Origin of the sequence: Streptomyces sp. WMMC940 (genome assembly GCF_027460265.1) — a bacterium.
GTDB lineage: Bacteria > Actinomycetota > Actinomycetes > Streptomycetales > Streptomycetaceae > Streptomyces.
Window position 1 is genome coordinate 659,487 of the sequence record NZ_JAPZBC010000001.1, and the last position, 22,689, is coordinate 682,175.

23 protein-coding genes are annotated in these 22,689 nt (G+C 72.4%); 9 read left to right on the forward strand and 14 right to left on the reverse strand.

Annotated elements, in window-relative coordinates:
- Window positions 1-12 precede the first annotated feature (12 nt).
- From egtA to egtD, 4 genes are read left to right on the forward strand one after another with little or no spacing between them, the layout of a single operon-like run.
- Window positions 13-1,281, forward strand: coding sequence for an ergothioneine biosynthesis glutamate--cysteine ligase EgtA (gene egtA, locus O7595_RS03055; protein ID WP_269727168.1), 1,269 nt, complete (start codon window positions 13-15; stop codon window positions 1,279-1,281).
- Window positions 1,278-2,591, forward strand: coding sequence for an ergothioneine biosynthesis protein EgtB (egtB, locus tag O7595_RS03060; RefSeq protein ID WP_269727169.1), 1,314 nt, complete (start codon window positions 1,278-1,280; stop codon window positions 2,589-2,591). Before egtA ends, egtB begins: the two co-directional genes overlap by 4 nt.
- Window positions 2,591-3,346, forward strand: coding sequence for an ergothioneine biosynthesis protein EgtC (gene egtC, locus O7595_RS03065; protein WP_269727170.1), 756 nt, complete (start codon window positions 2,591-2,593; stop codon window positions 3,344-3,346). Before egtB ends, egtC begins: the two co-directional genes overlap by 1 nt.
- Window positions 3,343-4,305, forward strand: a complete 963-nt coding sequence (gene egtD / locus O7595_RS03070; RefSeq protein WP_269727171.1) for an L-histidine N(alpha)-methyltransferase — start codon at window positions 3,343-3,345, stop codon at window positions 4,303-4,305. Before egtC ends, egtD begins: the two co-directional genes overlap by 4 nt.
- Here egtD and O7595_RS03075 read toward each other — a convergent pair.
- The 4 genes from O7595_RS03075 to O7595_RS03090 all read right to left on the reverse strand — a co-directional run bounded on the left by O7595_RS03075 (window position 4,200) and on the right by O7595_RS03090 (window position 8,271).
- A complete protein-coding gene (locus tag O7595_RS03075) occupies window positions 4,200-5,162 on the reverse strand; it encodes a lysophospholipid acyltransferase family protein (protein ID WP_269727172.1) in 963 nt (320 codons plus the stop codon). The two genes, egtD and O7595_RS03075, sit on opposite strands and share 106 nt — an antisense overlap.
- Window positions 5,159-5,935, reverse strand: coding sequence for a GNAT family N-acetyltransferase (locus O7595_RS03080; protein ID WP_269727173.1), 777 nt, complete (start codon window positions 5,933-5,935; stop codon window positions 5,159-5,161). Before O7595_RS03080 ends, O7595_RS03075 begins: the two co-directional genes overlap by 4 nt.
- A gap of 323 nt (window positions 5,936-6,258) precedes the next feature.
- Window positions 6,259-6,411 (reverse strand): hypothetical protein, encoded by a 153-nt coding sequence (locus O7595_RS03085; protein ID WP_269727174.1) that lies wholly within the window; start codon window positions 6,409-6,411, stop codon window positions 6,259-6,261.
- Window positions 6,412-7,017: 606 nt separating this feature from the next.
- Window positions 7,018-8,271: an extracellular solute-binding protein gene (locus tag O7595_RS03090; protein WP_269727175.1), complete on the reverse strand. Its 1,254-nt coding sequence runs from the start codon at window positions 8,269-8,271 to the stop codon at window positions 7,018-7,020.
- Between the two features lie 197 nt (window positions 8,272-8,468).
- On the opposite strand from O7595_RS03090, the gene O7595_RS03095 reads away from it, so the two are divergent.
- Window positions 8,469-8,693, forward strand: a complete 225-nt coding sequence (locus tag O7595_RS03095) for a dodecin (protein WP_269727176.1) — start codon at window positions 8,469-8,471, stop codon at window positions 8,691-8,693.
- A 222-nt stretch (window positions 8,694-8,915) separates the two neighbouring features.
- On the opposite strand, the gene O7595_RS03100 is transcribed toward O7595_RS03095, so the two are convergent.
- Together O7595_RS03100 and O7595_RS03105 are read right to left on the reverse strand one after the other, a co-directional pair.
- Window positions 8,916-9,422, reverse strand: a complete 507-nt coding sequence (locus tag O7595_RS03100) for a phosphatase domain-containing protein (protein WP_443071551.1) — start codon at window positions 9,420-9,422, stop codon at window positions 8,916-8,918.
- A gap of 39 nt (window positions 9,423-9,461) precedes the next feature.
- Window positions 9,462-9,908, reverse strand: coding sequence for a cupin domain-containing protein (locus O7595_RS03105; protein WP_269727178.1), 447 nt, complete (start codon window positions 9,906-9,908; stop codon window positions 9,462-9,464).
- A 565-nt stretch (window positions 9,909-10,473) separates the two neighbouring features.
- Here O7595_RS03105 and O7595_RS03110 point away from each other — a divergent pair.
- Entirely contained in the window at window positions 10,474-11,211 is a 738-nt protein-coding gene (locus O7595_RS03110) for an SDR family oxidoreductase (RefSeq protein WP_269727179.1), read from the forward strand.
- A 264-nt stretch (window positions 11,212-11,475) separates the two neighbouring features.
- Here O7595_RS03110 and melC2 read toward each other — a convergent pair whose 3' ends face one another.
- Together melC2 and melC1 are read right to left on the reverse strand one after the other, a co-directional pair.
- Complete coding sequence (melC2, locus tag O7595_RS03115) at window positions 11,476-12,303, reverse strand: tyrosinase MelC2 (protein WP_269727180.1); 828 nt, start codon at window positions 12,301-12,303, stop codon at window positions 11,476-11,478.
- A 17-nt stretch (window positions 12,304-12,320) separates the two neighbouring features.
- The gene (gene melC1 / locus O7595_RS03120; RefSeq protein ID WP_269727181.1) at window positions 12,321-12,719 is read right to left on the reverse strand and encodes an apotyrosinase chaperone MelC1; all 399 of its coding nucleotides are present in this window, start codon (window positions 12,717-12,719) and stop codon (window positions 12,321-12,323) included.
- 426 nt (window positions 12,720-13,145) lie between these two features.
- On the opposite strand from melC1, the gene O7595_RS03125 reads away from it, so the two are divergent.
- Complete coding sequence (locus tag O7595_RS03125) at window positions 13,146-13,925, forward strand: crotonase/enoyl-CoA hydratase family protein (RefSeq protein WP_269727182.1); 780 nt, start codon at window positions 13,146-13,148, stop codon at window positions 13,923-13,925.
- Between the two features lie 159 nt (window positions 13,926-14,084).
- On the opposite strand, the gene O7595_RS03130 is transcribed toward O7595_RS03125, so the two are convergent.
- From O7595_RS03130 to O7595_RS03140, 3 genes are read right to left on the reverse strand one after another with little or no spacing between them, the layout of a single operon-like run.
- The gene (locus O7595_RS03130) at window positions 14,085-14,831 is read right to left on the reverse strand and encodes a succinate dehydrogenase/fumarate reductase iron-sulfur subunit (RefSeq protein WP_269727183.1); all 747 of its coding nucleotides are present in this window, start codon (window positions 14,829-14,831) and stop codon (window positions 14,085-14,087) included.
- Window positions 14,828-16,774, reverse strand: coding sequence for a fumarate reductase/succinate dehydrogenase flavoprotein subunit (locus O7595_RS03135; protein WP_269727185.1), 1,947 nt, complete (start codon window positions 16,772-16,774; stop codon window positions 14,828-14,830). Before O7595_RS03135 ends, O7595_RS03130 begins: the two co-directional genes overlap by 4 nt.
- A gap of 1 nt (window position 16,775) precedes the next feature.
- On the reverse strand, window positions 16,776-17,480 hold the full coding sequence (locus O7595_RS03140; RefSeq protein ID WP_269727186.1) for a succinate dehydrogenase: 705 nt from the start codon (window positions 17,478-17,480) through the stop codon (window positions 16,776-16,778).
- 83 nt (window positions 17,481-17,563) lie between these two features.
- Here O7595_RS03140 and O7595_RS03145 point away from each other — a divergent pair, with 83 nt between their 5' ends.
- Window positions 17,564-18,475 (forward strand): LysR family transcriptional regulator, encoded by a 912-nt coding sequence (locus tag O7595_RS03145; RefSeq protein WP_269727187.1) that lies wholly within the window; start codon window positions 17,564-17,566, stop codon window positions 18,473-18,475.
- Window positions 18,476-18,529: 54 nt separating this feature from the next.
- Here O7595_RS03145 and O7595_RS03150 read toward each other — a convergent pair whose 3' ends face one another.
- A complete protein-coding gene (locus O7595_RS03150; RefSeq protein WP_269727188.1) occupies window positions 18,530-18,937 on the reverse strand; it encodes a RidA family protein in 408 nt (135 codons plus the stop codon).
- A gap of 148 nt (window positions 18,938-19,085) precedes the next feature.
- On the opposite strand from O7595_RS03150, the gene O7595_RS03155 reads away from it, so the two are divergent.
- Window positions 19,086-19,466, forward strand: a complete 381-nt coding sequence (locus O7595_RS03155; protein ID WP_269727189.1) for a winged helix-turn-helix transcriptional regulator — start codon at window positions 19,086-19,088, stop codon at window positions 19,464-19,466.
- A gap of 79 nt (window positions 19,467-19,545) precedes the next feature.
- On the opposite strand, the gene O7595_RS03160 is transcribed toward O7595_RS03155, so the two are convergent.
- Together O7595_RS03160 and O7595_RS03165 are read right to left on the reverse strand one after the other, a co-directional pair.
- On the reverse strand, window positions 19,546-21,714 hold the full coding sequence (locus O7595_RS03160; protein WP_443071552.1) for a putative bifunctional diguanylate cyclase/phosphodiesterase: 2,169 nt from the start codon (window positions 21,712-21,714) through the stop codon (window positions 19,546-19,548).
- Window positions 21,714-22,526: an SAM-dependent methyltransferase gene (locus tag O7595_RS03165; RefSeq protein ID WP_269727191.1), complete on the reverse strand. Its 813-nt coding sequence runs from the start codon at window positions 22,524-22,526 to the stop codon at window positions 21,714-21,716. The genes O7595_RS03160 and O7595_RS03165 overlap by 1 nt, the downstream gene beginning before the upstream one ends.
- Window positions 22,527-22,689 lie beyond the last annotated feature (163 nt).

Sequence of the window (22,689 nt, forward strand, 5' to 3'; positions counted from 1 at the left end):
GAGGAGTCGATCATGACAGCACCCGGCCACGGGGGCAGTACCCCGCCGCTCTCCGAGGACGACGCCGAAGAACTGCTCCGATGTATCTGCTTCAAGACGGGCCCGCCCCGCACCGTCGGAGTGGAGCTGGAATGGCTCGTGCACGACCGACACCTGCCGCACCTGCCCGTCGACGAGGCCCGTCTCGACCGGGCCTTCGCCGGACTCCGGGGCCTGGCCCTCGGTTCGGCGCTCACCTTCGAACCGGGCGGGCAGCTTGAGCTCAGCTCGCCGCCCGCCGCGTCGCTGATGGAGTGCATCGACTCCACGGCGGCTGATCTGACCACCGTCCGGACCGCCCTGGCCCGCTCCGGGCTGACTCTGACCGGTTACGGTCACGACCCCTGGAACCCGCCCCGCCGACTGCTGCGCGAGCCGCGGTACGACGCCATGGAGGCGTGCCTCGACCGCACCGGCCCCGCCGGCCGGTCCATGATGTGCTCCTCCGCGTCCGTCCAGGTCTGCCTGGACGCCGGGTACGAGGAGCCCGGCCCGCTCGGCCTCGGCCGCCGCTGGCAACTGGCTCACCTGCTGGGAGCGGTGCTCGTCGCGGCCTTCGCCAACTCCCCGGCCGGGGCGGGCGGGCCCACCGGATGGCGCTCGACCCGGCAGTCGCTGTGGGCCGGCCTGGACCCGGCACGGGCACTGGCACCGCCCACGGGCGCACCGCCGCGCGAGGCCTGGGCCGCGCACGTGCTGGACACCCCGGTCATGTGCATCCGGGCCGCGGACGGGCCCTGGCCGGTGCCGGACCGACTGACGTTCCGGGAGTGGATCCGGTCCGGGAAGCCCCGGCCGCCCACCCGCGCCGACCTCGAGTACCACATGACCACGCTCTTCCCTCCGGTGCGGCCGCGCGGGCACCTCGAACTGCGCATGATCGACGCGCAGTCGGGGGAGACGGGGTGGATGGTTCCGCTCGCCGTCACCATGGCGCTGTTCGACGACCCGGAGGCCGCGGAGACCGCCTACCGCACCGTCAAGCCGCTCGCCGAGACCGCCGGCACCCGGCCCGCGCCCCGCAACCCCCTGTGGGAGAGCGCCGCGCGCAACGGCCTCACCGACCCCGAACTGCACGGTGCGGCCGCCGGCTGCTTCGCCGTAGCGCTGGAGGCCCTGCCCCGGCTGGGCGCCTCACAGGCCGTACAGGACGCGGTCGCCGCGTACCACGAGCGCCATGTCCTGCCCGGCCGCTGCCCGGCCGACGACTTCTCGCTCCGCACCAAGGAGACCAGCTCATGACCGAGACCCCGGTGGCCACGGACGACGCGCTCAGGCAGCGCGCCCTGGAGGCGCTCACCACGGCCCGGGCCCGCACCAGGCTGCTGACGGAGTGCGTCGACGACGACGAACTCACCGCCCAGCACTCGCCCCTGATGTCCCCGCTCGTGTGGGACCTGGCGCACATCGGCAACCAGGAGGAGCAGTGGCTCCTGCGGGCCGTCGCAGGACGGGACCCGATCCGGCCCGAGATCGACTCGGTGTACGACGCCTTCGAGCACCCGCGCGCCGAGCGTCCGACCCTGCCGCTGCTGTCCCCGGCCGAGTCCCGGACGTACGCCTCCGACATCCGCGGCCGGGTGCTGGACGTCCTGGAGGCGCACCCGCTGCACGGCACTGCGCTCGTGGACTCCGCCTTCGCGTTCGGGATGATCGCGCAGCACGAGCAGCAGCACGACGAGACGATGCTCATCACCCACCAGCTGCGGCGCGGCCCGGCGGCTCTCGACGCGCCGGAGCCGCCGGGCGGCGGCACGACCGGGCTGCAGGCAGAAGTGCTGGTGCCGGCGGGCCCGTTCACGATGGGCACCTCCACCGAGCCGTGGGCCCTGGACAACGAACGGCCCGCGCACCACCGCCACGTGGACGCGTTCCACATCGACACCACTCCCGTCACCAACGGCGCGTTCCAGGCGTTCGTCGCGGACGGCGGGTACACCGAAGAGCGCTGGTGGGCGCCCGAGGGCTGGGACCAGATCCGCAGGCACGACATCGGCGCGCCGCTGTTCTGGCGGCGCGAGGGCGGCCAGTGGCTGCGCCGCCGGTTCGGGGTGACCGAAGCGGTGCCCGAGGACGAGCCGGTGCTGCACGTCAGCTGGTACGAGGCGGACGCCTACGCGCGCTGGGCCGGACGGCGGCTGCCCACGGAGGCCGAGTGGGAGAAGGCCGCCCGGCACGACCCCGCGTCCGGCCGCTCGCGGCGCTATCCGTGGGGCGACGAGGACCCCTCGCCCGAGCGGGCGAACCTGGGGCAGCGGCATCTGCGGCCCGCGCCCGCGGGGGCGTACCCGGAGGGCGCCTCACCGCTCGGGGTGCGGCAGCTGATCGGCGACGTGTGGGAGTGGACGTCGAGCGACTTCCTGCCGTACCCGGGGTTCGCGGCGTTCCCGTACCGCGAGTACTCGGAGGTGTTCTTCGGCCCCGGGTACAAGGTGCTGCGGGGCGGTTCGTTCGCCGTGGACGCCGTGGCCTGCCGGGGCACCTTCCGCAACTGGGACCTGCCGGTGCGCCGGCAGATCTTCTCCGGGTTCCGCACCGCGCGGGACGCGTGATGTGCCGCCACATCGCCTTCCTGGGGCGGCCGACGGGACTGGGCGAGTTGCTGGTGCGGCCGCCGCACGCGCTGCTGCGGCAGTCGTGGGCGCCACGCCGGCAGCGGTACGGGACGGTGAACGCGGACGGTTTCGGCGTGGGCTGGTACGCCGACGGCGACCCGGTGCCCGCCCGCTACCGGCGTGCCGGCCCCGTCTGGGCCGACCTGTCCTTCGCCGATCTGGCCCGGGTGGTCCGCAGCGGGGCGCTGCTGGCCGCCGTCCGCGACGCGACGGAGGCGGGCGCGGACGGCGAGGCCGCGGCCGCCCCGTTCGCCGCCGGACCCTGGCTGTTCAGCCACAACGGCGCCGTGCGGGGCTGGCCCGGCAGCGTGGCCGCCCTCGCCGCCGCACTGCCCGCGACGGAACTGCTGTCGCTGGAGGCGCGCTGCGACTCCGCGTTGGTGTGGGCGCTGGTGCTGCACCGGCTGCGGGACGGTGACGAGCCGGGGCAGGCCGTCGCCGACACCGTGCTCGACGTGGCCCGGGCCGCCCCGGACTCCCGGCTCAATCTGCTGCTGACCGACGGTGTGACGATCGCCGCGACCGCCTGGGGCGACACGCTCTGGTACCTGGCCGAACCGGGCCGGGGCACGGTCGTGGCGTCGGAGCCGTACGACGACGACCCCCGCTGGTGCGAGGTGCCCGACCGAGCGCTGCTCACGGCGACCCGCACCGACGTACTACTGACCCCGCTCAAGGAGCCGTCCGCGTGAGCCCGTTCCAGCTGACCCGCACCCTGCCCGAGGACGCCACGAGTGCCGCGCTGCGCGCCGATGTGCAGCACGGCCTGACCCGCAGCCCCAAGGAGCTGCCGCCGAAGTGGTTCTACGACGCCCGCGGCAGCGAGCTGTTCGAGGAGATCACCCGGCTTCCCGAGTACTACCCGACGCGTGCCGAGCGGGAGATCCTGGCCGGCCGGGCCCGGGACATCGCCGCCGCGACCGGCGCCCGCACCCTGGTGGAGCTGGGCTCCGGTTCGTCGGAGAAGACCCGGTTCCTGCTGGACGCCCTGCCGGAACTGCACAGCTACGTCCCGGTGGACGTGAGCGAGAGCGCACTGACCGGGGCGGGCGAGTCGCTGCCCGCGGATCGCCCCGGGCTCCATGTCCACGCGCTGGTCGCGGACTTCACCCGGGTACTGGCCCTGCCGGACACCCCGGGCCCACGACTGGTCGCCTTCCTCGGCGGCACGATCGGCAATCTGCTGCCCGGCGAGCGCGCGGACTTCCTGCGGTCCGTGCGCGCGCTCCTGTCGCCCGGGGACGCGCTGCTGCTCGGCACGGACCTCGTGAAGGACGAGGGGGTGCTGGTGGCCGCGTACGACGACGCGGCGGGCGTCACGGCGGAGTTCAACAAGAACGTGCTGGCCGTGGTCAACCGGGAGCTGGGCGCGGACTTCCCGTTGGACGGCTTCGACCACGTGGCCGTCTGGAACGCGCGGGAGGAGTGGATCGAGATGCGCCTGCGCGCACGCGAGGCGAGGAAGGTGAGGATCCGAGAGCTGGACCTCGTCGTTCCGTTCGAGGCGGGCGAGGAGATCCGTACGGAGGTGTCGGCGAAGTTCCGTCAGGAGGGGGTGCGTTCGGAGCTCGCCGCCGCCGGGATGGAGCTCACCGAGTGGTGGACGGACCCCGAGGGCAGGTTCGCGCTGTCCCTGTCGACCGCGATCTGAACGGCGCCTCTGCGGGGCCCTGGGAGTGCCCGGTGCGGGGCGCCGGCGCCCCCTGGCGTCGCCGCCCCGCCGAGGGCGTGGTGTGCGGCCCCGGCCAGTGCCCGCCGGTCGGGGTGGGCGGCGGCGGGGATCGGCGGCAGGACCGTGATCTCCGCGGTCAGCCCGGCAGTGGCCGCGACCCGCCAGAGCGAGGCGCCCAGCGCGTCGTCACCCACGAACGCGGCGGCGCCCACCGGCCGGTAGGCGATCCGCACGGGCTGCACGGCCGCGCCGGCATCGAGGGCGGCCTGGAATGCGGCGTTCCGGAAACGGCCCCGCTCCCGGCCGCACCAGGTCGAGCCCTCGGGGAACACGATCACCCGCGAACCGCGCCGGAGCGCACCGGCCACGGCCCCGACGACGCCGGGGAGCTCCCGCAACCGGTCGCGGTCGACGAACAGGGTGCCGCCGAACCGGGCGAGCGGACCGAGCACGGGCCACTGCCGCACCTCGCGCTTGGCCAGCATCCGCCCGGGCAGGACCGAGGCGACGAGCGGGATGTCCAGCCAGGAGATGTGGTTGGGGACGACGAGGGTGCCCTGCCCGGCACGCCGGGGCCCCCGCTGCCCCGGGACGGCACCCGTCACCCGGATCCGTACGCCGAAGGCCCGCATCACCGCGCGGCACCACAGCCCGACGAGACGGGCGCGGCCGGACCGTCCCAGGAAGATCGCCGCCGGGGCGAGCACGACGCCCGCGAGGACCGCCGCCGTACCGGCGACCAGACGGAGGGCCGCGGTGGTCCGGCGCACGGCAGGCCACCGCGGGGACGCGCAGTCGGCGGGCGTGCAGGGAGCGATGGGCAGCCAGACGCTCATTTCACCGGCGCCAGGGAGAGGAAGTGCCGCAGGTAGCGGGGGTTGGTACGGCGCAGCGACAGCAGGACGTAGAGGTCGGCGACGCCGAAGTCGGGGTCGTGGGCGGGCGCCCCGCAGATCCAGGCGCCGAGGCGGAGGTAGCCGCGCAGCAGCGGCGGCAGCTCGGCGCGGCCCTCGGGGCGGGCGATGCCGTCGGCGCTCCAGAGCTTGTGCGGAGTGACCCAGTAGTCCTCCGGCGCGAGGTGCTTGGCCTTGACGGCGTCCCAGGTCGCGGCGGCGAGCGCACCGCCGTCGGCGAGCGGCACCGAGCAGCAGCCGGACAGCCAGGTGTGACCGGTGCGGGTCAGGTAGCGGGCGAGCCCGGCCCAGACGAGGGCGATGACGGCACCGTTGCGGTGGGCGGGGTGGACGCAGGAGCGGCCCACCTCGACCAGGTCGTCGCGGATGGGGGCGAGCCGGGACAGGTCGAACTCGGTCTCGGAGTAGAGCCGTCCGGCGACGCGGGCGCGCTCGGGCGGCAGCACGCGGTAGGTGCCGACGACCTCGCCGGTGTCCTCGTGGCGCACCAGGATGTGGTCGCAGTACGCGTCGAAGGCGTCGATGTCCAGCCCGGGTTCGGGGCCTTCGAGGCGGGCGCCCATCTCCCCGGCGAACACCTGGTGGCGCAGCCGCTGCGCGGCCCGTACGTCGTCCTGGTCCCTGGCGAGCGACACCACGTAGCGGGGCTCGGCGGCCACGAGGGGGGCGGGGACGACGGCTGGCGATGCGGGCATGGCGGTCTCCTCTGCCGGAACGGATGGGCCGGACCGCGCCTGAGGCGGCCCGGCCCCTAACTAATTCCGTGACCGGCTGGATTCGACATGACGGCGGTGCGGAGCGGGGATGTGCGCCGTCTGAATGCCGGGCGTCCCCGTACGGGGCGGGGAGGGCGGGCGACGAGGAAGCGGGCGAGGGCACCGGTCCTGTTCCGTCAGCGGTGCTCGACCAGCAGATCCGCCTTGCTGTGACGGTCCCGCTCACGGCGGTCCGTGCAGGGCGGGTGGCCGGACCGCTGCTGCACGGTCCGGCCACACTGCGGCGGGATGGCCGCTTCGCGTCACACCTTGGCACGTTCGGCCGCGGGGAACGCCTCGGCGACGGACTCCGGTGCGGACGCGACCGCGCCGTCCGGGGCGTTGACCTTCAGCTCAGGCAGCGAGGCCACAGCCGCGTCCGAGGCACCAGCCTTCAGCTCAGGCAACGGAGCCACAGCGACATCCCCGGCACCAGCCCTCAGCTCAGGCAACGGAGCCACAGCGACATCCGAGGCACCAGCCCTCAGCTCAGGCAACGGAGCCACAGCGACATCCGAGGCAACGGCGCCCGTGGGCGCTGCCGTCTTCGCCTGTGCACTGGCGACGGCCGCGCCTCCGAGGGTGAGCACGCCTGCGGCAGCGGTGGCCAGTGCGGACCTGGCGATGACGTTCATAGCGATCTTCCCTTCTCGTGGTGCGGCGGGCCCACCGGGTCTTGTCCCCAGGTGGGTCCGACCGGTGATCTCCACACTAGGAAGCGCCGCCTGTGGCCGTGGTCCGCTGAGTGGCCCGTGCGACGGAGGAATCGCGTACTCCGTCCGGGGGACACACGCCCGTCCCCCGGTGGACGTGCCGCCCAAGGCGGTGCGCCCGCGGCGCGGCCTCGCCGCCCAACGGGACGGCGCCGTGGAGCGCGAGGGGCGCCACGGCAAGGACCCCGGGCGGTCCGAGAGGCGGCCCCCGGGTCCCGCCGATGGCTCCCTCCCTGGGTGAACCGGACCCGGAAGGCACCGGGCGCACCGTGCGGCGGGCTCGGCCGGCGGGTGTTCCGTCCCGCCGGCTCAGCTGCCGGCGAGGGCTTCGGTGATCCGTTCGGAGGCGGCCCGGCCCGCGGTGGCGGGTTCGGCGCCACCCAGCACGGCGGTCATGTACGGCTTGATCGGGTTGTCCTCCTCGACCTCGGCCCACTGCGGCGAGTTCGGCGTGGCCCGGCCCTGCGCGGCACCGGCGGCCATCGCGGCGGTGCCCTCCTGGCCCTCGATGACGGAGGCGAGGCCGGTCTTGTTGGGCACGTAGCTCATGGTCCTCGCGAGATCGGTCTGCCAGCGTTCCCCTGCCAGCGCCTTGACCACCTCGATCGCGGCGGCGCGCTCCCCTGCCTTCTCGGGGATGATCAGGTCCGAGCCGCCGGTGAACACGGCACCGGGCTTCCCGGCGGACTTCCCGGGGACGGGGAAGAAGCCGAGCCTGCCCTCGAGCGCCGGGTTCTCCTTCACGGCGAGGGCGGCGGCGGAGGGGGTGGCGATGATCTGGGCGACGTCGCCCTCGGCGAAGACCCCGGTCTGCGGCGGGGTCATCTCGTCGGCGTTCTCGGGCCCGTCCCCGAGGGCCTGGAGCTTCTTGTAGAAGGTCATCCCGCGGACGGCGGCGGGCTCGTGCAGGGTGCCCTGCCAGACGCCGCCCCGGTCGACGGCGAGGTCGCCGCCCTCGTCCCAGACGAAGCCGGCAAGGGTGTACCAGTCCTGTCCGGAGAGGTATATGCCCTGCCTTCCCCCGGTGTTGAGCCTCTCGGTGTCCTCGAGCCACTCCGCGCGGGTCTTGGGAGGACGGCTGATCCCGGCTTCCTCGAAGAGGTCCTTGTTGTAGACGACGACGCGGTTGGCCGCGTACCAGGGGATGCCGTACTGCGTACCGTGGACCCGGCCGGGCTCGGCGAGCCCCGGCAGCCAGTCCTCGCCGCCGAGGTCGCGGACGGACTCCAGGGTGAGATCGAGGAGCCCCTCGCTCTCGGCGTACTGGGCGACCTGGGTGTTGCCGACCTCGATGACGTCGGGGGCGTCCTCGCTCTCCAGCGCCGCGAGGACCTTCTTCCCGATGCCGGTCCACTCCTGGAAGGTGACGTCCAGCCGGACGCCGGGGTGGGTCTGCTCGAACTCGGTCACGAATCGCTCGAGGAAGTCGTCGGAGACGCTGTCCTTCATCAGCCAGACGGTGACCGTACGGTCGCCGGAACCACCGCCCGGGAGAAGCCCGCAGCCCGTGAGGGCGGTTGCGGACACGACGGCGACGGCACCGGCCAAGAAACGGTTCATCACGTAGGTCACCTTTTGCGTGAGGGCACGGGGAAGTGAACACGACGTGGGGGGAACGAACGGAATTCGCGGTGGTTGCGCGTGGTGGGAATTTTGGTCTGGACCAAGTTCGGGGGTCAAGCCCGATGTCTCGCGGAGCCGGACGGGCTGGGGCACGGTGGAGTGGAGCCAGCGACACGGCTGAGAGGAGAACGGCCCTCATGTCCCACCACACCTACCGGGTCACCGAGATCGTCGGCACTTCGCACGAGGGCGTCGATCAGGCCATCCGGAACGGCATCGCCCGAGCCGGGCAGACACTGCGCGGCCTCGACTGGTTCGAGGTCACGCAGGTGCGCGGCAACATCGAGAACGGCGAGATCGAGCACTTTCAGGTCGGCCTGAAGGTCGGGTTCCGGATCGAGGACGCGGAGGGCGCGGGCTGACACCGTCACCCGACCGGCCGCACGGGCCCTCATGGATCCACGAGCCCGCAGCGACCGGAAACCCGGTTGTGTGACACGCACCACGTGGGCCGGGCGAGGGCGCGATGTGCGCCGGTGCCGGTCCCGGCGCGGTCGGGCGGACGACCGCCCGGGCGCGCGAGGAGCGTGTGCGGCCGCTCTCCGCCAGATACGCCTCCTGTACGTCTCGGGTGCGACCCTCCGTCAGGTACGGCCCTGCGTCTGCTGGGCCGCCCGCATCGCCGTGGAGGTCGTGGCCCAGCGGGCTCGGACGACGCGGAAGCCCGCGCGTTCCGCCGCGTCGCAGACGAGTTCGTCGTCGTCGACGAGCATCCGGATCTCCCGGGTGCGCCCGAGGCGCCGCAGGACCTCCAGCTTGGTCGTACGCGCCGGGCGGCGGTCGTGGTCGCGCCGCATCCAGACGCGGCCGAGGGGCAGGCCGTGGCGCTCCAGCCACTCCACGGTGTCCGCCCGGCAGCGCTCGGGACGGCCGGTGAGGTACCCCACCTCGCACTCCCCCACGGCCTCCGCGACCAGTCGCAGCCCCTCCGCGAGCGGTGCGTCGTCGGGTGCCGCGGCGAAGAAGCCGGCCCAGTCGCGCGGCCTGCGCTCCAGGAAGTGCTGCCGGTGGCCGGTTTCCGCGAGGGTCCCGTCCAGGTCGAACACCGCGAGCGGCCTGCCGGCCCGATTCGTCTGCGTCTGCTGCGTCACGGGCCCCAAGGGTACGGCCCACCCGCACGCCGCCGGCCGTCAGGACGGTCCGGGAGCCCGCCTGCCCTTGCGCCGCTCCAGTTCCTCGTCCTCGACGAGGACGAGCATGGGCTTGCCGGGCACGCACATCATCGTGACGACGAACCGGACCGGTACGTCGTCACGATGGTTGCCGTCCTGGTAGTGGATCACGTCACCGCCCGGCTCCCAGAACGCCTCCCCCGCCCGGACCACCCTCTCGGGCTCCCCCTCCAGCTCGAAGACCATCTCGCCCTCCACCACATAGCCGAAGGCAGGTCCGAAGTGCCGGTGGGGCGGTGTGCCGGGGTCCCCGGGAGGAAACTCGACCTGCAGGGTCATGACGTGCGCACCCTCGGGGACGGAAGGCGGTTTCGCCTCCTGGACCACGGTGACCGCGGTCTTCCATGCCTCGGATCGATGTCCCTGGTTCGCCGGGGCTCCGGCCACCGGCTCGTCGTTCGCCATCACGCCACCTCCGTGTGGGCGTGCCGGCACGGAGGGCCGATCGTCGTGCCACGGGTGGCCGCGCCACACACAACGGCCTCGGCCGATCCGGCCCGGATGTCGTCTCGTCGCGTGGATCGGGCAACCGCCGACCGCGGTCCGGCGCGGCGCGCCGAGGCGGACAGGCGTACCACGTCAGCCTACTCCGCCCGCGCACCTGCCACCCCTCGTCTCCCGGTCGCCGGATCCGCCCTCGCCCCGGCCCGGCTCCGCGCGACGGCTGCCGCCGGTCATCGGTGCGCTCCGGCCCCGCTGTCCGCACTGCGGCCGTCACGCGGTCGGGCGTACCGTGGTCACGGATGACGGCTCCGGTCGGGAGCCGCTCGGACTCCGGACGCGCACCGCGCGATGGGGCTCCGACAGGCGCCGTGAGCGGCGAGGGCAGCCGGCGGGCGCGGCTCCTGACGCCCGGCGCCGGGCGTCCACTCGGCCGGCGAGGGGTCGGCCGGCCCACAACAGGCAGGCCGCTTCGAGCCGTTGCCCCCGTGACGCCCCGGGAACACGAGCGGCCGACGAAAGGTGCGCCATGAAGTTCACAGTCCTGGGGGCAAGCGGGCTGATCGGCTCCCGATCGGTCGAGCGACTGACGGCGGCCGGGCACGACGTCGTACCCGCCACGCGCTCCACCGGGGTCGACGTGGTCAGCGGCAAGGGCCTGCGGGAGGCCTTCTCCGGCTCCGACGTGGTGATCAACCTGACGAACTCCCCCGTGTTCGACGCCTCCTCCATCGACTTCTTCGAGACCTCAGCGAACGCCGTCGGGGCCGCGGCCGAGGAGGCAGGTGTACGCCACCTGGTGATTCTCTCGATCGTCGGCGTGGACCGGGTGCCCCAACTCGACTACTACCGGGCCAAGACCGCGCAGGAGAACGTCGTCGCGAGCGGGCGCACCCCGTACTCCATCGTGCGGGTGACACAGTTCTTCGAGTTCGTCGAACCGATCATGTCCTGGACGACCGAGGGCGATGTCGTCCGGCTGCCACGAACCCCCCTGCAGCCGATCGCCGCCTCCGATGTGTCCGCGGCGGTCGTGGGCGCCGCCTCCGGCGCCCCGTTGCAGGGCATCCGCAACGTCGGCGGCCCCGAGGTGTTCCCCCTGGACGAGCTGGGACGGATCACTCTGGCCGCGCGGCCCGACGGCCGCACCGTGGTCACCGACGACCAGGCCGGTTCGTTCGCCCTGGTGGCGGGAGACGTGCTCGTCCCACCGGAGGACTCCGACCTGGGCCCGACGTACTACGGGGACTGGCTCGGGCGCCGATAGCGCAATGGCGGCGCTCCCGGCGCCGAAGGGGCCTGTTCCCGGCCGGCGCGGGCGAGGTGCTCTTGCCGGCCGGCACGGGCCGGGTGCTCTTGCCGGCCGGCGCGGGCCGGGTCCGCGGGGCGCGATCGCCGCCCGTCCGGGGCCCGGCAGGGCGACCCCGCCCGATGTGCCGGACGCTCCGGGTTTCACGCGCCGGCCGGTGACGGGCCGTCACCGGCCGGCGCCACGGCAGCGTCACGCCGGAACCGGGCCCGGCGACCGGTGTCAGGCGGCCGTGTCGTACGTGTAGTACGGCCGGTGGTCGAGCATGTCCGCCGGAGTCACGTCGTTCCACGGGCGCATGGTGTCCCGGAGGTCCACGACGTTCGGAGTGCCGGCGGCGGGCAGGTAGGGGGAGTCGGGGTGGCGCCGCTGCCACTCGGACCAGAGCCTGTCGATGAAGGCGTGGTGGAGCCAGAACACCGGGTCGTTCGGGGAGACACCGGTCGCCATCTGGCCGCCGACCCACACATGGACGCGGTTGTGCAGATTGACGCCGCGCCAGCCCTCCAGGTGGTTGCGGAAGCCGTCCGAGGAGCTGTTCCACGGCGGGGCGTCGTAGGTGGACATGGCCAGGACGGAGTCGACCTCCGCCTTCGTCGGCAGCTGACGGCCGCCCGAGCCCAGTGCGCGACGGAGGAAGTTACGGCCGTCGACGCGGACGTTGACGGCCCAGCCGCCGGACGCGGCCGCGAAGGGGCCGTCCATGACCTGTCCGTCGCGGGCGCGGCCGGTGCCGCCGAGGAAGTCGGCGGCCCACAACGAGGAGGCGGTGGTGCGGTCGGCCGTCCAGTCCCAGTAAGGGAGCGCCACGGACGGGTCGACGGACTGCAGGGCCTGCTCGAACTGGATGAGGAATCTGCGGTGCCACGGGAGGAACGACGGCGAGCGGTGACCCACGCGGTCTCCGTTGTCCGTGTCGCTCATGATGAAGGCGTTGTGCGTGGTGACGAAGGAGTCGTACTGCCCGTTCCGCTTGAGGGCGAGGAGGGCGTTGACGAAACGACGCTTCTCGTCGGCGGTGAGCTGGGCCTGGTTCTTGCGTACGGTCATGGCGGTGGTGCTCCGGTTCAGCCGAGGGCGAGCGGGACGAGGGCGGCGCCCTGGAGTTCCGTGACGGCCGCGCGGGCCAGAGCCTTCGGGGTCGCCCTCGGCTCGTAGTGGTTGATCACACTGATCCAGGTGCCGTCCGCGTTCCGCATGACGTGGAGCTCCTCGCCGTCTATGCGGACGGTGTAGCCGGCGCCGTGACCGCCGTGATGCCCTCCCCCGTGACCGCCGTCGTGCGTGGGACCTCCTTGTATACGGCGACCCTTGTAGACCTCGTCGAACGAGCCCGGCGCGGCGGTGGCGCCCTGCGGCCGTGGTTCGGCCGGCTGCACCGCGGCGTGCGCGGCGCCGGCCGCGGCGAGGCCGGCGGCGGCGCCGGCGGCGACGCCCAGCGCCTGGCGGCGGGTGATTCCGGACATGCGTTACCCCCAAGTGGATGTGGTGGAACGGCGGTTCCGGTGGTCGGGCCGGAAGCGCCGCGACCATGCCTACAGGCCCGCCGGCGCCGGGCAGTAGTCGAGACGGACGGGTTGGCCGCCATACGGACAAGTCGCCACACACAGTGCAGGGTTGAACAGCGTTGATCTTGCTGTTTGCGGCATTCGCACACCCTCTGGACGCAAGAACCGCGGCCGAATATGACGATCGCGTGAAAGATCTTCACGATGTGACCATCCGACGTGCCCGGCGTCACAGGCAAAAACTGTCCGGAAAATATGCCAAGATCACTGGCCTGAATATCCCCATGCAAGCACCTCGGCCGCTCCCGGGGGTTGTGCCGCTGCCGGGCGCCCGAGGAGGATCCTCGACCGGACCGGGCGGGCACATCAACGGGAGGACGAACGATGGGTGACACCCAGGCGGTACGGATCGAGCGCGACGGCCCCGTCCTCACCGTCGTCCTGAGCCGCCCCGAGGTGCGCAACGCCGTGGACGGCCCTACGGCGGCACTGCTGGCCGACGCCTTCCGGCGGTTCGAGGCCGACGATGACGCCGCGGTCGCCGTGCTGTGGGGCGAGGGCGGCACGTTCTGCGCCGGCGCCGACCTCAAGGCCGTCGGCGGCGAACGCGGCAACACGGTCGCCGCCGACGGCGACGGCCCGATGGGCCCGACCCGGATGCGGCTGAGCAAGCCCGTGATCGCCGCGGTCTCCGGCCACGCCGTGGCCGGCGGCCTGGAGCTCGCCCTCTGGTGCGATCTGCGCGTGGCCGAACAGGACGCGGTCTTCGGGGTGTTCTGCCGCCGCTGGGGCGTTCCGCTGATCGACGGCGGCACGGTGCGGCTCCCGCGGCTCATCGGGGAGAGCCGTGCCATGGACCTGATCCTCACCGGTCGTCCCGTGCCGGCTGCCGAGGCCCACGACATGGGACTCGCCAACCGGCTCGTCCCACGTGGGGAGTCCCGGCGCGCCGCCGAGCGGCTCGCCCACGAGATCGCCGCGTTCCCCCAGCTGTGCCTGCGCCACGACCGACTGTCCGCGCTCGAACAGCACGGCCGGCCCGAAGCCGAGGCGCTCGCCGGCGAGTACCGGCACGGTCTCGTGCCCCTGACCGCCGGCGAGACCCGGTCGGGCGCGAACCGCTTCGCGAAGGGCGCGGGCCGCCACGGGTCCTTCACGGACTGACCCGCGCCCCGCGCGCCTGGTACCCCGCCGGGCGGAGCCGCACCGGAGCGGTGATCCGCCGCCCCGGTCGTCTGCCGTCCGCGCGCCCCGCCGGCGCCGCCCCGCAGACCGCGGTGCGGCCCGTCGGTCCACGCCCCGGTGCAGGCGGCGGCCCGTTCCCTACCGCTTCACCTTGCGCGTGGCGCGCAGCCACTCGCGGTTCATCGCGGTGATCGACGGGAGCGGGATGCCCTTCGGGCAGGCCGTCGCGCACTCGCCGGCGAGGGTGCAGCCGCCGAAGCCCTCGTCGTCCATGGCCGCGACCATGTCGAGGACCCGGGTCTCGCGTTCCGGCGCGCCCTGCGGCAGCACATTGAGGTGGTTGACCTTCGCCGAGGTGAAGAGCATCGCCGAGCCGTTGGGGCACGCCGCCACACACGCCCCGCAGCCGATGCACTCGGCGTGCTCGAAGGCGGAGTCGGCGTCGGCCTTGGGGACCGGCGTGGCGTGCGCCTCCGGCGCCGAGCCGGTCGGGACGGAGACGTAGCCGCCGGCCTGGATGATCCGGTCGAAGGCCGAACGGTCCACGACCAGGTCCTTCACCACCGGGAAGGCGGAGGCGCGCCAGGGCTCGACGTCGATCGTGTCGCCGTCCTCGAACGAGCGCATGTGGAGCTGGCAGGTGGTGGTGCGTTCCGGGCCGTGCGCGTCGCCGTTGATGACCAGCGAGCAGGCCCCGCAGATGCCCTCGCGGCAGTCGTGGTCGAAGGCGACCGGCTCCTCCCCGCGCAGGATGAGTTCCTCGTTGAGGGTGTCGAGCATCTCCAGGAACGACATGTCCCGGGAGATGCCGTCGACCTCGTAGGTGACCATGGCGCCGGGTGCGTCGGCGTTCTTCTGGCGCCAGACGCGCAGTCTGAGCTTCATGCGTAGCTCCGCTGGGTGGGGTGGACGTACTCGAAGACGAGGTCTTCCTTGTGCAGGACGGGCGCGGCGCCGGTACCGGTGAACTCCCAGGCGGCGGCGTAGGAGAACTCCTCGTCCCTGCGCTCGGCCTCGCCGTCCGCGGTCTGGGACTCCTCCCGGAAGTGGCCGCCGCAGGACTCCGACCGGTGCAGTGCGTCGAGGCACATCAGCTCGGCCAGTTCCAGGTAGTCGACGACGCGGTTCGCCTTCTCCAGCGACTGGTTGAACTCCTCTCCGGTGCCGGGCACCTTGATCCGGCGCCAGAACTCCTCGCGTATCCGCGGGATCCGGTCGAGGGCCTTGCGCAGCCCGGCGTCGGTGCGGGCCATACCGCAGAACTCCCACATCAGCTCGCCGATCTCGCGGTGGAACGAGTCCGGCGTGCGGTCCCCGTCGACGGAGAGCAGCAGGTCCAGCCGGTCCTCGGTCTCGGCGAGCACCTCCGCGACCGCCGGGTGCGCCGCGTCGACGGCCTCCGTGTGCGGACGGCGGGCCAGGTAGTCGTTGATGGTCGACGGCAGGACGAAGTAGCCGTCGGCGAGGCCCTGCATCAGCGCGGAGGCACCGAGCCGGTTGGCGCCGTGGTCCGAGAAGTTGGCCTCCCCGATCGCGAACAGGCCCGGTACGGAGGTCTGGAGGTCGTAGTCCACCCACAGACCGCCCATCGTGTAGTGCACGGCCGGATAGATCCGCATCGGCACCTCGTACGGGTTCTCCGCGGTGATCCGCTCGTACATGTCGAAGAGGTTGCCGTACTTCTCCTCGACCTCGGCCCGGCCCATGCGGCGGATCGCGTCGGCGAAGTCGAGGTACACGCCCTGGCCGCCGGGTCCGACGCCACGGCCCTCGTCGCAGACGTTCTTCGCCGCGCGCGAGGCGATGTCGCGCGGGACGAGGTTGCCGAAGGACGGATAGATGCGCTCGAGGTAGTAGTCGCGCTCGTCCTCGGGGATCTCGCCCGCGGGGCGGGTGTCGCCCCTGGCCTTCGGCACCCAGATCCGGCCGTCGTTGCGCAGCGACTCGCTCATCAGCGTCAGCTTGGACTGGTGGTCGCCGGTGCGCGGGATGCAGGTGGGGTGGATCTGGGTGAAGCAGGGGTTGGCGAAGTACGCGCCGCGCCGGTGGGCCCGCCACACGGCGGTGGCGTTGGAGTTCATCGCGTTCGTCGACAGGTAGAAGACGTTGCCGTAGCCGCCGGTGGCCAGGACTACGGCGTCGGCGAAGTACGCGTCGATCCGGCCCGTGATCAGGTCGCGGGCCACGATGCCGCGGGCCCGCCCGTCGACGACGATCAGGTCCAGCATCTCGGTGCGCGGGTGCATCTCGACGTTGCCCGCCGCGATCTGCCGGGACAGCGCCTGGTAGGCGCCGAGCAGCAGCTGCTGGCCCGTCTGGCCGCGGGCGTAGAACGTCCGGGAGACCTGGACGCCGCCGAAGGAGCGGGTGTCGAGGAGACCGCCGTACTCCCGGGCGAAGGGCACGCCCTGGGCGACGCACTGGTCGATGATCTCGACGGAGATCTGCGCGAGGCGGTGGACGTTGGACTCCCGCGCCCGGAAGTCACCGCCCTTGACGGTGTCGTAGAAGAGGCGGTGGACGGAGTCGCCGTCGTTGCGGTAGTTCTTGGCCGCGTTGATGCCGCCCTGGGCGGCGATGGAGTGGGCGCGGCGCGGGGAGTCCTGGTAGCAGAACTGGACCACCTGGTAGCCCTGTTCGGCGAGGGTCGCGCCGGCCGAGCCGCCGGCGAGTCCCGTGCCGACCACGATCACGGTGTGCTTGCGGCGGTTGGCCGGGTTGACCAGCTTCGCCCCGAAGCGGCGCCGGTCCCAGCGGTCGGCCATGGGGCCGTCGGGCGCCTTGGTGTCGGCGATCGGGGCGCCGGTCTCGTAGTTCGGGTAACTCATGTCAGTTCACGACTCCGGTCATGACGGCGACGGGTACCGAGGCGAAGCCCACCGTCAGCACCAGGGCGAGGCCGTTGGCCGCGGCCTTGAGCGCGCGGTCGCGGCGTGCGCTGCCCGCCCCGAGGGTCTGGGCCGCGCTCCAGAACCCGTGGCGGACGTGCAGGCCGAGGGCGAGCATCGCGGTGAGGTAGACGGCGTTGCCGTAGGGGGTGGAGAAGGTCGCGACGACGTTCTCGTAGGGCCTGCCCGGCTGGGCGTTCTCGTTGACGGTGAGCGTGGTCAGGTCCAGCAGGTGCCAGACGACGAACAGCCCGAGGATGATTCCGCCCCAGCGCATGGTGCGGGTGGCGTAGCTCGCGCGCCGGCGCTTGTGGACGTACTTGCTCGGGCGGGCGCGGATGTCCCGCCGGCTGAGCTGGTACGCCGACACGCCGTGCAGTACGACGGCCGCGAGGAGCACGAGACGGACGATCCAGAGCGCCCACTCGTAGTGGAGGAACGGCTCACCGAGCGTGCGCAGCCAGTGGGCGTAGCCGTTGAACTCGTCGGAGCCGAAGAAGATCTTGAGATTGCCCAGCATGTGGACGACCAGATAGCCGAGCATGACCAGGCCGGTCACCGCCATCACGGTCTTCTTGCCGAGGGTCGATCCCCAGAGCGTGCGCGTCATGGACGGCCGTCGGTCCGTCCGCGTTGCCAGTGCCATGGACACAGACGCTAGGCGTCGAGACCCCAGAGGTCCAAGACATGGTCCGGCTGATCTCGATAGGCAGGGTCTATCGTGGGTGGATGCAGTTCCAGCAGCTCCAGTACTTCGTGGCCGTCGCGGAGACCCGGCACTTCACCCGGGCCGCGGAGCGGGTGCACGTCTCCCAGCCCTCGTTGTCGCAGCAGATCCGGGCGCTGGAGAAGGAGCTGGGGGCGGAGCTGTTCAGCCGGGCGCGCGGCAACATCGCCCTCACCGACGCGGGCGAGGCGCTGCTGCCGCTGGCCCGGCGGATCCTCGCCGACGCGGACACCGCCCGGCACGAGGTGCAGGAGCTGGCACAGCTGCGCCGGGGGCGGGTGCGCCTGGGGGCGACGCCGAGCGTGTGCACGGGTCTGCTCCCGGACGTGCTCCGGGCCTTCCACGATCTCCACCCGGGGATCGAGCTGCTGATCGAGGAGGGCGGCTCGCACGACCTCGTACGGCAGCTCGCCCGCGGCGCGCTCGATCTGGCGCTGGTGGTGCTGCCGCTGCCGACTCCCTCCCCTGCGCTGACGACGGTGGAGCTGCTTCAGGAGGACCTGGTGGTGGTCTCCTCGGCGGCGTCCCCGGCGCCGCGCCGTCCGGTGCGGATCGCGGACCTCCAGGGCGAGCCGCTCGTGATGTTCCGGCACGGCTACGACCTGCGCGAGCTCACGGTGGCGGCATGCCGCGCGGAGGGCTTCGAGCCGGCGTTCACGGTGGAGGGCGGGGAGATGGACGCGGTGCTCGGCTTCGTACGGGCCGGGCTCGGCCTGGCGGTCGTCCCCCGCATGGTCGCGGCACACGCGGGCCGCGACCTCCGGGTCACCGCCCTCGCCCGCCCCGGCCTGCGCCGTACGATCGCGCTGGCCCACCGCAGCGACGTCGCACCGCCGCGTGCCGCCCGTGAACTCCAGCGCCTGCTCCTGAGGACGCGGGCGGCCGCTCCGCAGGAGCCGGGCACCGACGCGTGAGGGGCGGGGTACCGGTTCGGGTTCCGGCTCCCCTCCTCACCCCGCTGCCGCTGCTCAGTCGAGCATCGCGGTGGCCTCGATCTCGACCAGGTGCTCGGGGACGTCCAGGGCCGCGACGCCCAGCAGGGTGGCCGGCGGCACAGGGGTGACCCCGAGCTTCGCGGCCGCCCGGGCGATGCCTTCCATGAGCAGCGGCATCTTGTCGGGGGTCCAGTCGACGACGTACACGGTCAGCTTCGCCACGTCGTCGAAGGAGGCACCGACCCCGGCGAGGGCGGTGCCGACGTTGAGGTAGCACTGCTCGACCTGGCCGGCGAGGTCGCCTTCCCCGACCGTGACCCCCTCGGAGTCCCAGGCGACCTGGCCGGCGACGAAGACAAGCCTCGAGCCGGATGCGACCGACACCTGACGGTAGGCGTCGATCTCCGGCAGTCCGCCGGGGTTCACCAAACTGACGGCCATGCTGCCCGCCTCCTTGTCCTGGCTCACGAGGACGCCCTGGCCCGGGTCCACCGGACAGGGCGTCCTCGGTCTCTTGTGGTTACTCGGTAACCGTAGGAGACTGGCCCCTGACATGGAAGAACGCACTTTTCAGTGACTGGGGAACCTGATGGTTACCAAGCAGTTCTCGGGTTCGCCCGACGAAGCGGACCTCCGGCGCGCGGACTCCCTGGCGCGGGAGATATTCGCGGACGTCGCCAACAAGTGGGCGCTCCTGATCATCGAGGCTCTGGGTGAGCGCACGCTGCGCTTCAGCGAACTGCGCGGCGAGGTGGAGGGCATCAGCCACAAGATGCTCACCCAGAACCTGCGCATGCTGGAGCGCAACGGCCTGGCCGACCGCAAGGTGCACCCCACCGTGCCGCCGCGGGTCGAGTACAGCCTCACCGAGCCGGGGCTGGCCCTGCGGCAGACCGTTGACACGATGTGCGACTGGACCCACCGGTACCTCGGGCACATCGAAGCCTCCCGCGGCCGTTTCGACGCCTGATCCTTCCCGCTCCCGGCTCCCGAGGCCGCCCCTCGCGCGCCGCCCGTCGGGGTTCCGCGGCGGTCCGGCGCGGCAACGGCTACACCGCGTCCGCGAGCGACAGCGTGTGCAGCCGGTCCGGCGGGCCCGGCCGAGCGTAGTACCAGCCCTGCGCCGTGTCGCAGCCCAGCTCGCGCAGTTGCTCGGCCTGGACGCCGGTCTCGACGCCTTCGACCGTCACCGCCAGCTCCAGGCTGTGGGCCAGAGCGACGATGCCCTCGACGATCTTCCGGTCCACCGGATCCGCCGGGTGCTGCTGCATGCCCTGGGTGAAGGAGCGGTCCAGCTTCAGCACGCTCACCGGGAGCCGCCGCAGATTGGCCAGGTTCGAGTAGCCCGTGCCGAAGTCGTCGAGCGCGATGTCGACGCCCATCTCCGCGAGTTGCCGCAGCGGCTTGAGCAGGTCCTCGTCGGCTCCGATCAGCGCGGACTCGGTGACCTCCAGGCAGAGCGCGCCGGGCGGCAGGCCCGAGCGTTCCAGTACGTCCACGGTGTCGGCGACCAGACCCGGGTGGTGCAGCTGGGTCGGGGACAGATTGACGTTGATCCGCAACGGCGGTGCCGAACAGCCCGGTTCGGCCTGCTCGTGCCAGAAGCGCGCCTGCCGCACGGCCTCCTGCAGGACCCACCGGCCGAGCGGCACGATCAGCCCGGTGTGTTCGGCGAGCGGGATGAAGTGGTCCGGCCCGAGGACCCCGTGCTGCGGGTGCGACCAGCGCACCAGCGCCTCCGCGCCGTGCACCCGGCCGTCGCCGAGGTGCACCAGCGGCTGGTACTCGATGAAGAACTCGCCCCGCTCCAGGGCCGCGGGGAGCGCCGTGGTGAGTCCGTGCCGGGTGATCGCGCGAGCGTCCGCCTCCGGGTCGGCGAGCTCGAAGCGGTTCCCGCCCGCGGACTTGGCCCGGTACATGGTGATGTCCGCACTGCGCAGCACCTCCGCCGAGGTACGCTCCCCGGCCGGTCCCTCGACGATCCCGATGCTCCCCCGGACGCTGATCTCCCGGCCTTCGAGGGTGACGGGCGCGGCCAGTGCGGCGAGGATCCGGGCGGCGAGCTCGCTCGCCTCGCACTGGGGCTCCCGGCCGGTCGTCAGCGCGACGAACTCGTCGCCGCCGAGTCTGGCCACCATCTCCCCGGGGGCCGTGGCGCAGCTCTGCAGCCGGTCGGCTACCTCGACGAGCAGCCGGTCGCCGGCCGAGTGGCCGAGGCTGTCGTTGATCGCCTTGAAGCCGTCGAGGTCGAGGTAGCAGAGTCCGAAGCGGGCCCCGTCGTCGGCCGCCAGCGCCTTCTCCAGTCGCTCGAAGAACAGGGTCCGGTTGGGCAGCCCGGTGAGCGCGTCGTGCGTCGCCTCGTAGCGCAGCCGGAGGTTCAGCAGCCGCCGTTCGGTGGTGTCCTCCATCAGCGCCAGTTGGTACTGGGGCAAGCCGTCGGCGTCCCGTAGCAGCGAGACGGTGAGGTTCGTCCAGAGCACCGTGCCGTCGTTGCGGTAGAAGGGCTTCTCGACGCGGTAGTGCTCGCGTTCGCCGCGTACGAGCTCTTCGTACATGTTCCAGGTCTGCGGGCGGTCCTCCGGGTGAGCCCATTCGTTGACCTTGCGTCCGCGGACGTGGTGTTCCAGTCCGCCGAACATCCGGGTGAGCGTGTCGTTGACCTCCAGGACGTTGCCGTCCAGGTCGGCGATGCCGATGCCGATCGCCGCGTCCTCGAACACGGCGCGGAAGCGCGTCTCGGTGGCGTGCAGGGCCTCCATGGCCACGCTGCGTGCCGCCAGTGCCGACCGGGCTATGGCCTCCTGCTCGGTGAGGGTGCGCTCCCGCAGCGCGAGGGCGTACCCGGCGGCGAGGGCGTGCTGCAGTCTGGCGCAGCGGGCCCGGCTGTCGTCGGCGGACTCCTGGTCGTTCCCGCAGTACAGGACCAGGTAGGCGTCGACGACGCCGAGCGTACGGCTGAGGGCGTCCGGGTCCGTGCAATGGGCGTCGACGAGGGCGGCGCCGACCCGGTGGGCGGCGGCGGGGTCGAACGGGCGGGTGTGCAGTGCCTCGCTCAACCGCCGCGCCAGCGGCAGCAGATGCCCCTCGAACTCGGGACGGGTCAGCGACGTGGCGGTGACCGGGAAGATCGCCCGGCTCCAGATGGTCGCGAACCGTCTGAGCCTGTCCTCCAGGTCGTCCGGGCCCGCCGCCGAGCCCGCTGCCTGCGACGGCGTCATCACGCCTTGCGCCCCACCCCTGCGTAACCGGAGAACGCGTATGGGTCCTCCTGGGCGTCCGGTGTCTCGGGCCGCCAGTCCGGCATCGACACCAGTCCGGGCTCGACCGTCTCGAACCCGTCGAAGAACCGGGCGATCTCCTCCCGCGAACGCATCACCAGCGGGTTGCGGATGTCCTTGTAGACCCCGACGGCGCCGCCCGCCTGCTCCTTGGGCAGCGGGATGCCCTCGTACGAGGCGTGGGTGACGACGACGAGGCTGCCGGGGGCGAGCGCGTCCCGCAGAGCGGCGACGGACAGCTGCGGCTCGTCGGAGTCCTCCAGGAAGTGGAGGACGGCGACGAGCAGCAGGGCCACGGGCCGTTCGAGATCCAGCAGTCGGGTGGTCTCGGGGTCCGCGAGGATGTCGGCCGGCTTGCGCAGATCGGCCTGGACGATCCCGGCCCGCTCGTTCCCCTCCAGCACCGCCCGGCTGTGGGCGACGGCGACCGGGTCGTGGTCGACGTACACCACCCGCGCCTCGGGGTCGGCCTTCTGAGCGACCTCGTGGGTGTTGCCGAACGTCGGTATGCCGGAGCCGATGTCCAGGAACTGGTTGACACCCTCGCTCACGGCGTAACGTACGGCTCGGCGCATGAATGCCCGGTTCGCCTGCATGATCTTGGGGAGGCCCGGCAGGAACTGCATGGCCTTCCGGGCGGCTTCACGGTCGACCTCGAAGTTGTGCGAGCCGCCCAGGTAGTAGTCGTAAATGCGGGACACGCTCGGCACCGAGATGTCGATGCCCGGCGGGGCCCAGGCGGGACGCTCCATTGATGTCTCCAACAAGTCGCCACGGGGATTAACGGCCATTCGCGCGGCCGGTGTTCGAGCCGAGGCTACTGATCGCCCGCCAAGAGAGCGAGCAGAAACGGAAATTAACGGTCCGTTCTTGGTCACACGCCACCGGCACGTGCTGGCAGGAACCACCGCAAAC

Coding starts and splice junctions, on each gene's coding strand:
- O7595_RS03105 (WP_269727178.1), bottom strand. CDS start 9,908: ATGGCGAACGACGAGCCGGTGGCCGGAGCCCCGGCGAACCAGGGACAT.
- O7595_RS03110 (WP_269727179.1), top strand. CDS start 10,474: ATGAAGTTCACAGTCCTGGGGGCAAGCGGGCTGATCGGCTCCCGATCG.
- melC1 (WP_269727181.1), bottom strand. CDS start 12,719: ATGTCCGGAATCACCCGCCGCCAGGCGCTGGGCGTCGCCGCCGGCGCC.
- O7595_RS03145 (WP_269727187.1), top strand. CDS start 17,564: ATGCAGTTCCAGCAGCTCCAGTACTTCGTGGCCGTCGCGGAGACCCGG.
- O7595_RS03125 (WP_269727182.1), top strand. CDS start 13,146: ATGGGTGACACCCAGGCGGTACGGATCGAGCGCGACGGCCCCGTCCTC.
- O7595_RS03155 (WP_269727189.1), top strand. CDS start 19,086: ATGGTTACCAAGCAGTTCTCGGGTTCGCCCGACGAAGCGGACCTCCGG.
- O7595_RS03160 (WP_443071552.1), bottom strand. CDS start 21,714: ATGACGCCGTCGCAGGCAGCGGGCTCGGCGGCGGGCCCGGACGACCTG.
- O7595_RS03165 (WP_269727191.1), bottom strand. CDS start 22,526: ATGGAGCGTCCCGCCTGGGCCCCGCCGGGCATCGACATCTCGGTGCCG.
- O7595_RS03135 (WP_269727185.1), bottom strand. CDS start 16,774: ATGAGTTACCCGAACTACGAGACCGGCGCCCCGATCGCCGACACCAAG.
- O7595_RS03075 (WP_269727172.1), bottom strand. CDS start 5,162: ATGAGCGTCTGGCTGCCCATCGCTCCCTGCACGCCCGCCGACTGCGCG.
- O7595_RS03130 (WP_269727183.1), bottom strand. CDS start 14,831: ATGAAGCTCAGACTGCGCGTCTGGCGCCAGAAGAACGCCGACGCACCC.
- O7595_RS03080 (WP_269727173.1), bottom strand. CDS start 5,935: ATGCCCGCATCGCCAGCCGTCGTCCCCGCCCCCCTCGTGGCCGCCGAG.
- O7595_RS03150 (WP_269727188.1), bottom strand. CDS start 18,937: ATGGCCGTCAGTTTGGTGAACCCCGGCGGACTGCCGGAGATCGACGCC.
- egtA (WP_269727168.1), top strand. CDS start 13: ATGACAGCACCCGGCCACGGGGGCAGTACCCCGCCGCTCTCCGAGGAC.
- O7595_RS03140 (WP_269727186.1), bottom strand. CDS start 17,480: ATGGCACTGGCAACGCGGACGGACCGACGGCCGTCCATGACGCGCACG.
- egtB (WP_269727169.1), top strand. CDS start 1,278: ATGACCGAGACCCCGGTGGCCACGGACGACGCGCTCAGGCAGCGCGCC.
- O7595_RS03095 (WP_269727176.1), top strand. CDS start 8,469: ATGTCCCACCACACCTACCGGGTCACCGAGATCGTCGGCACTTCGCAC.
- melC2 (WP_269727180.1), bottom strand. CDS start 12,303: ATGACCGTACGCAAGAACCAGGCCCAGCTCACCGCCGACGAGAAGCGT.
- egtC (WP_269727170.1), top strand. CDS start 2,591: ATGTGCCGCCACATCGCCTTCCTGGGGCGGCCGACGGGACTGGGCGAG.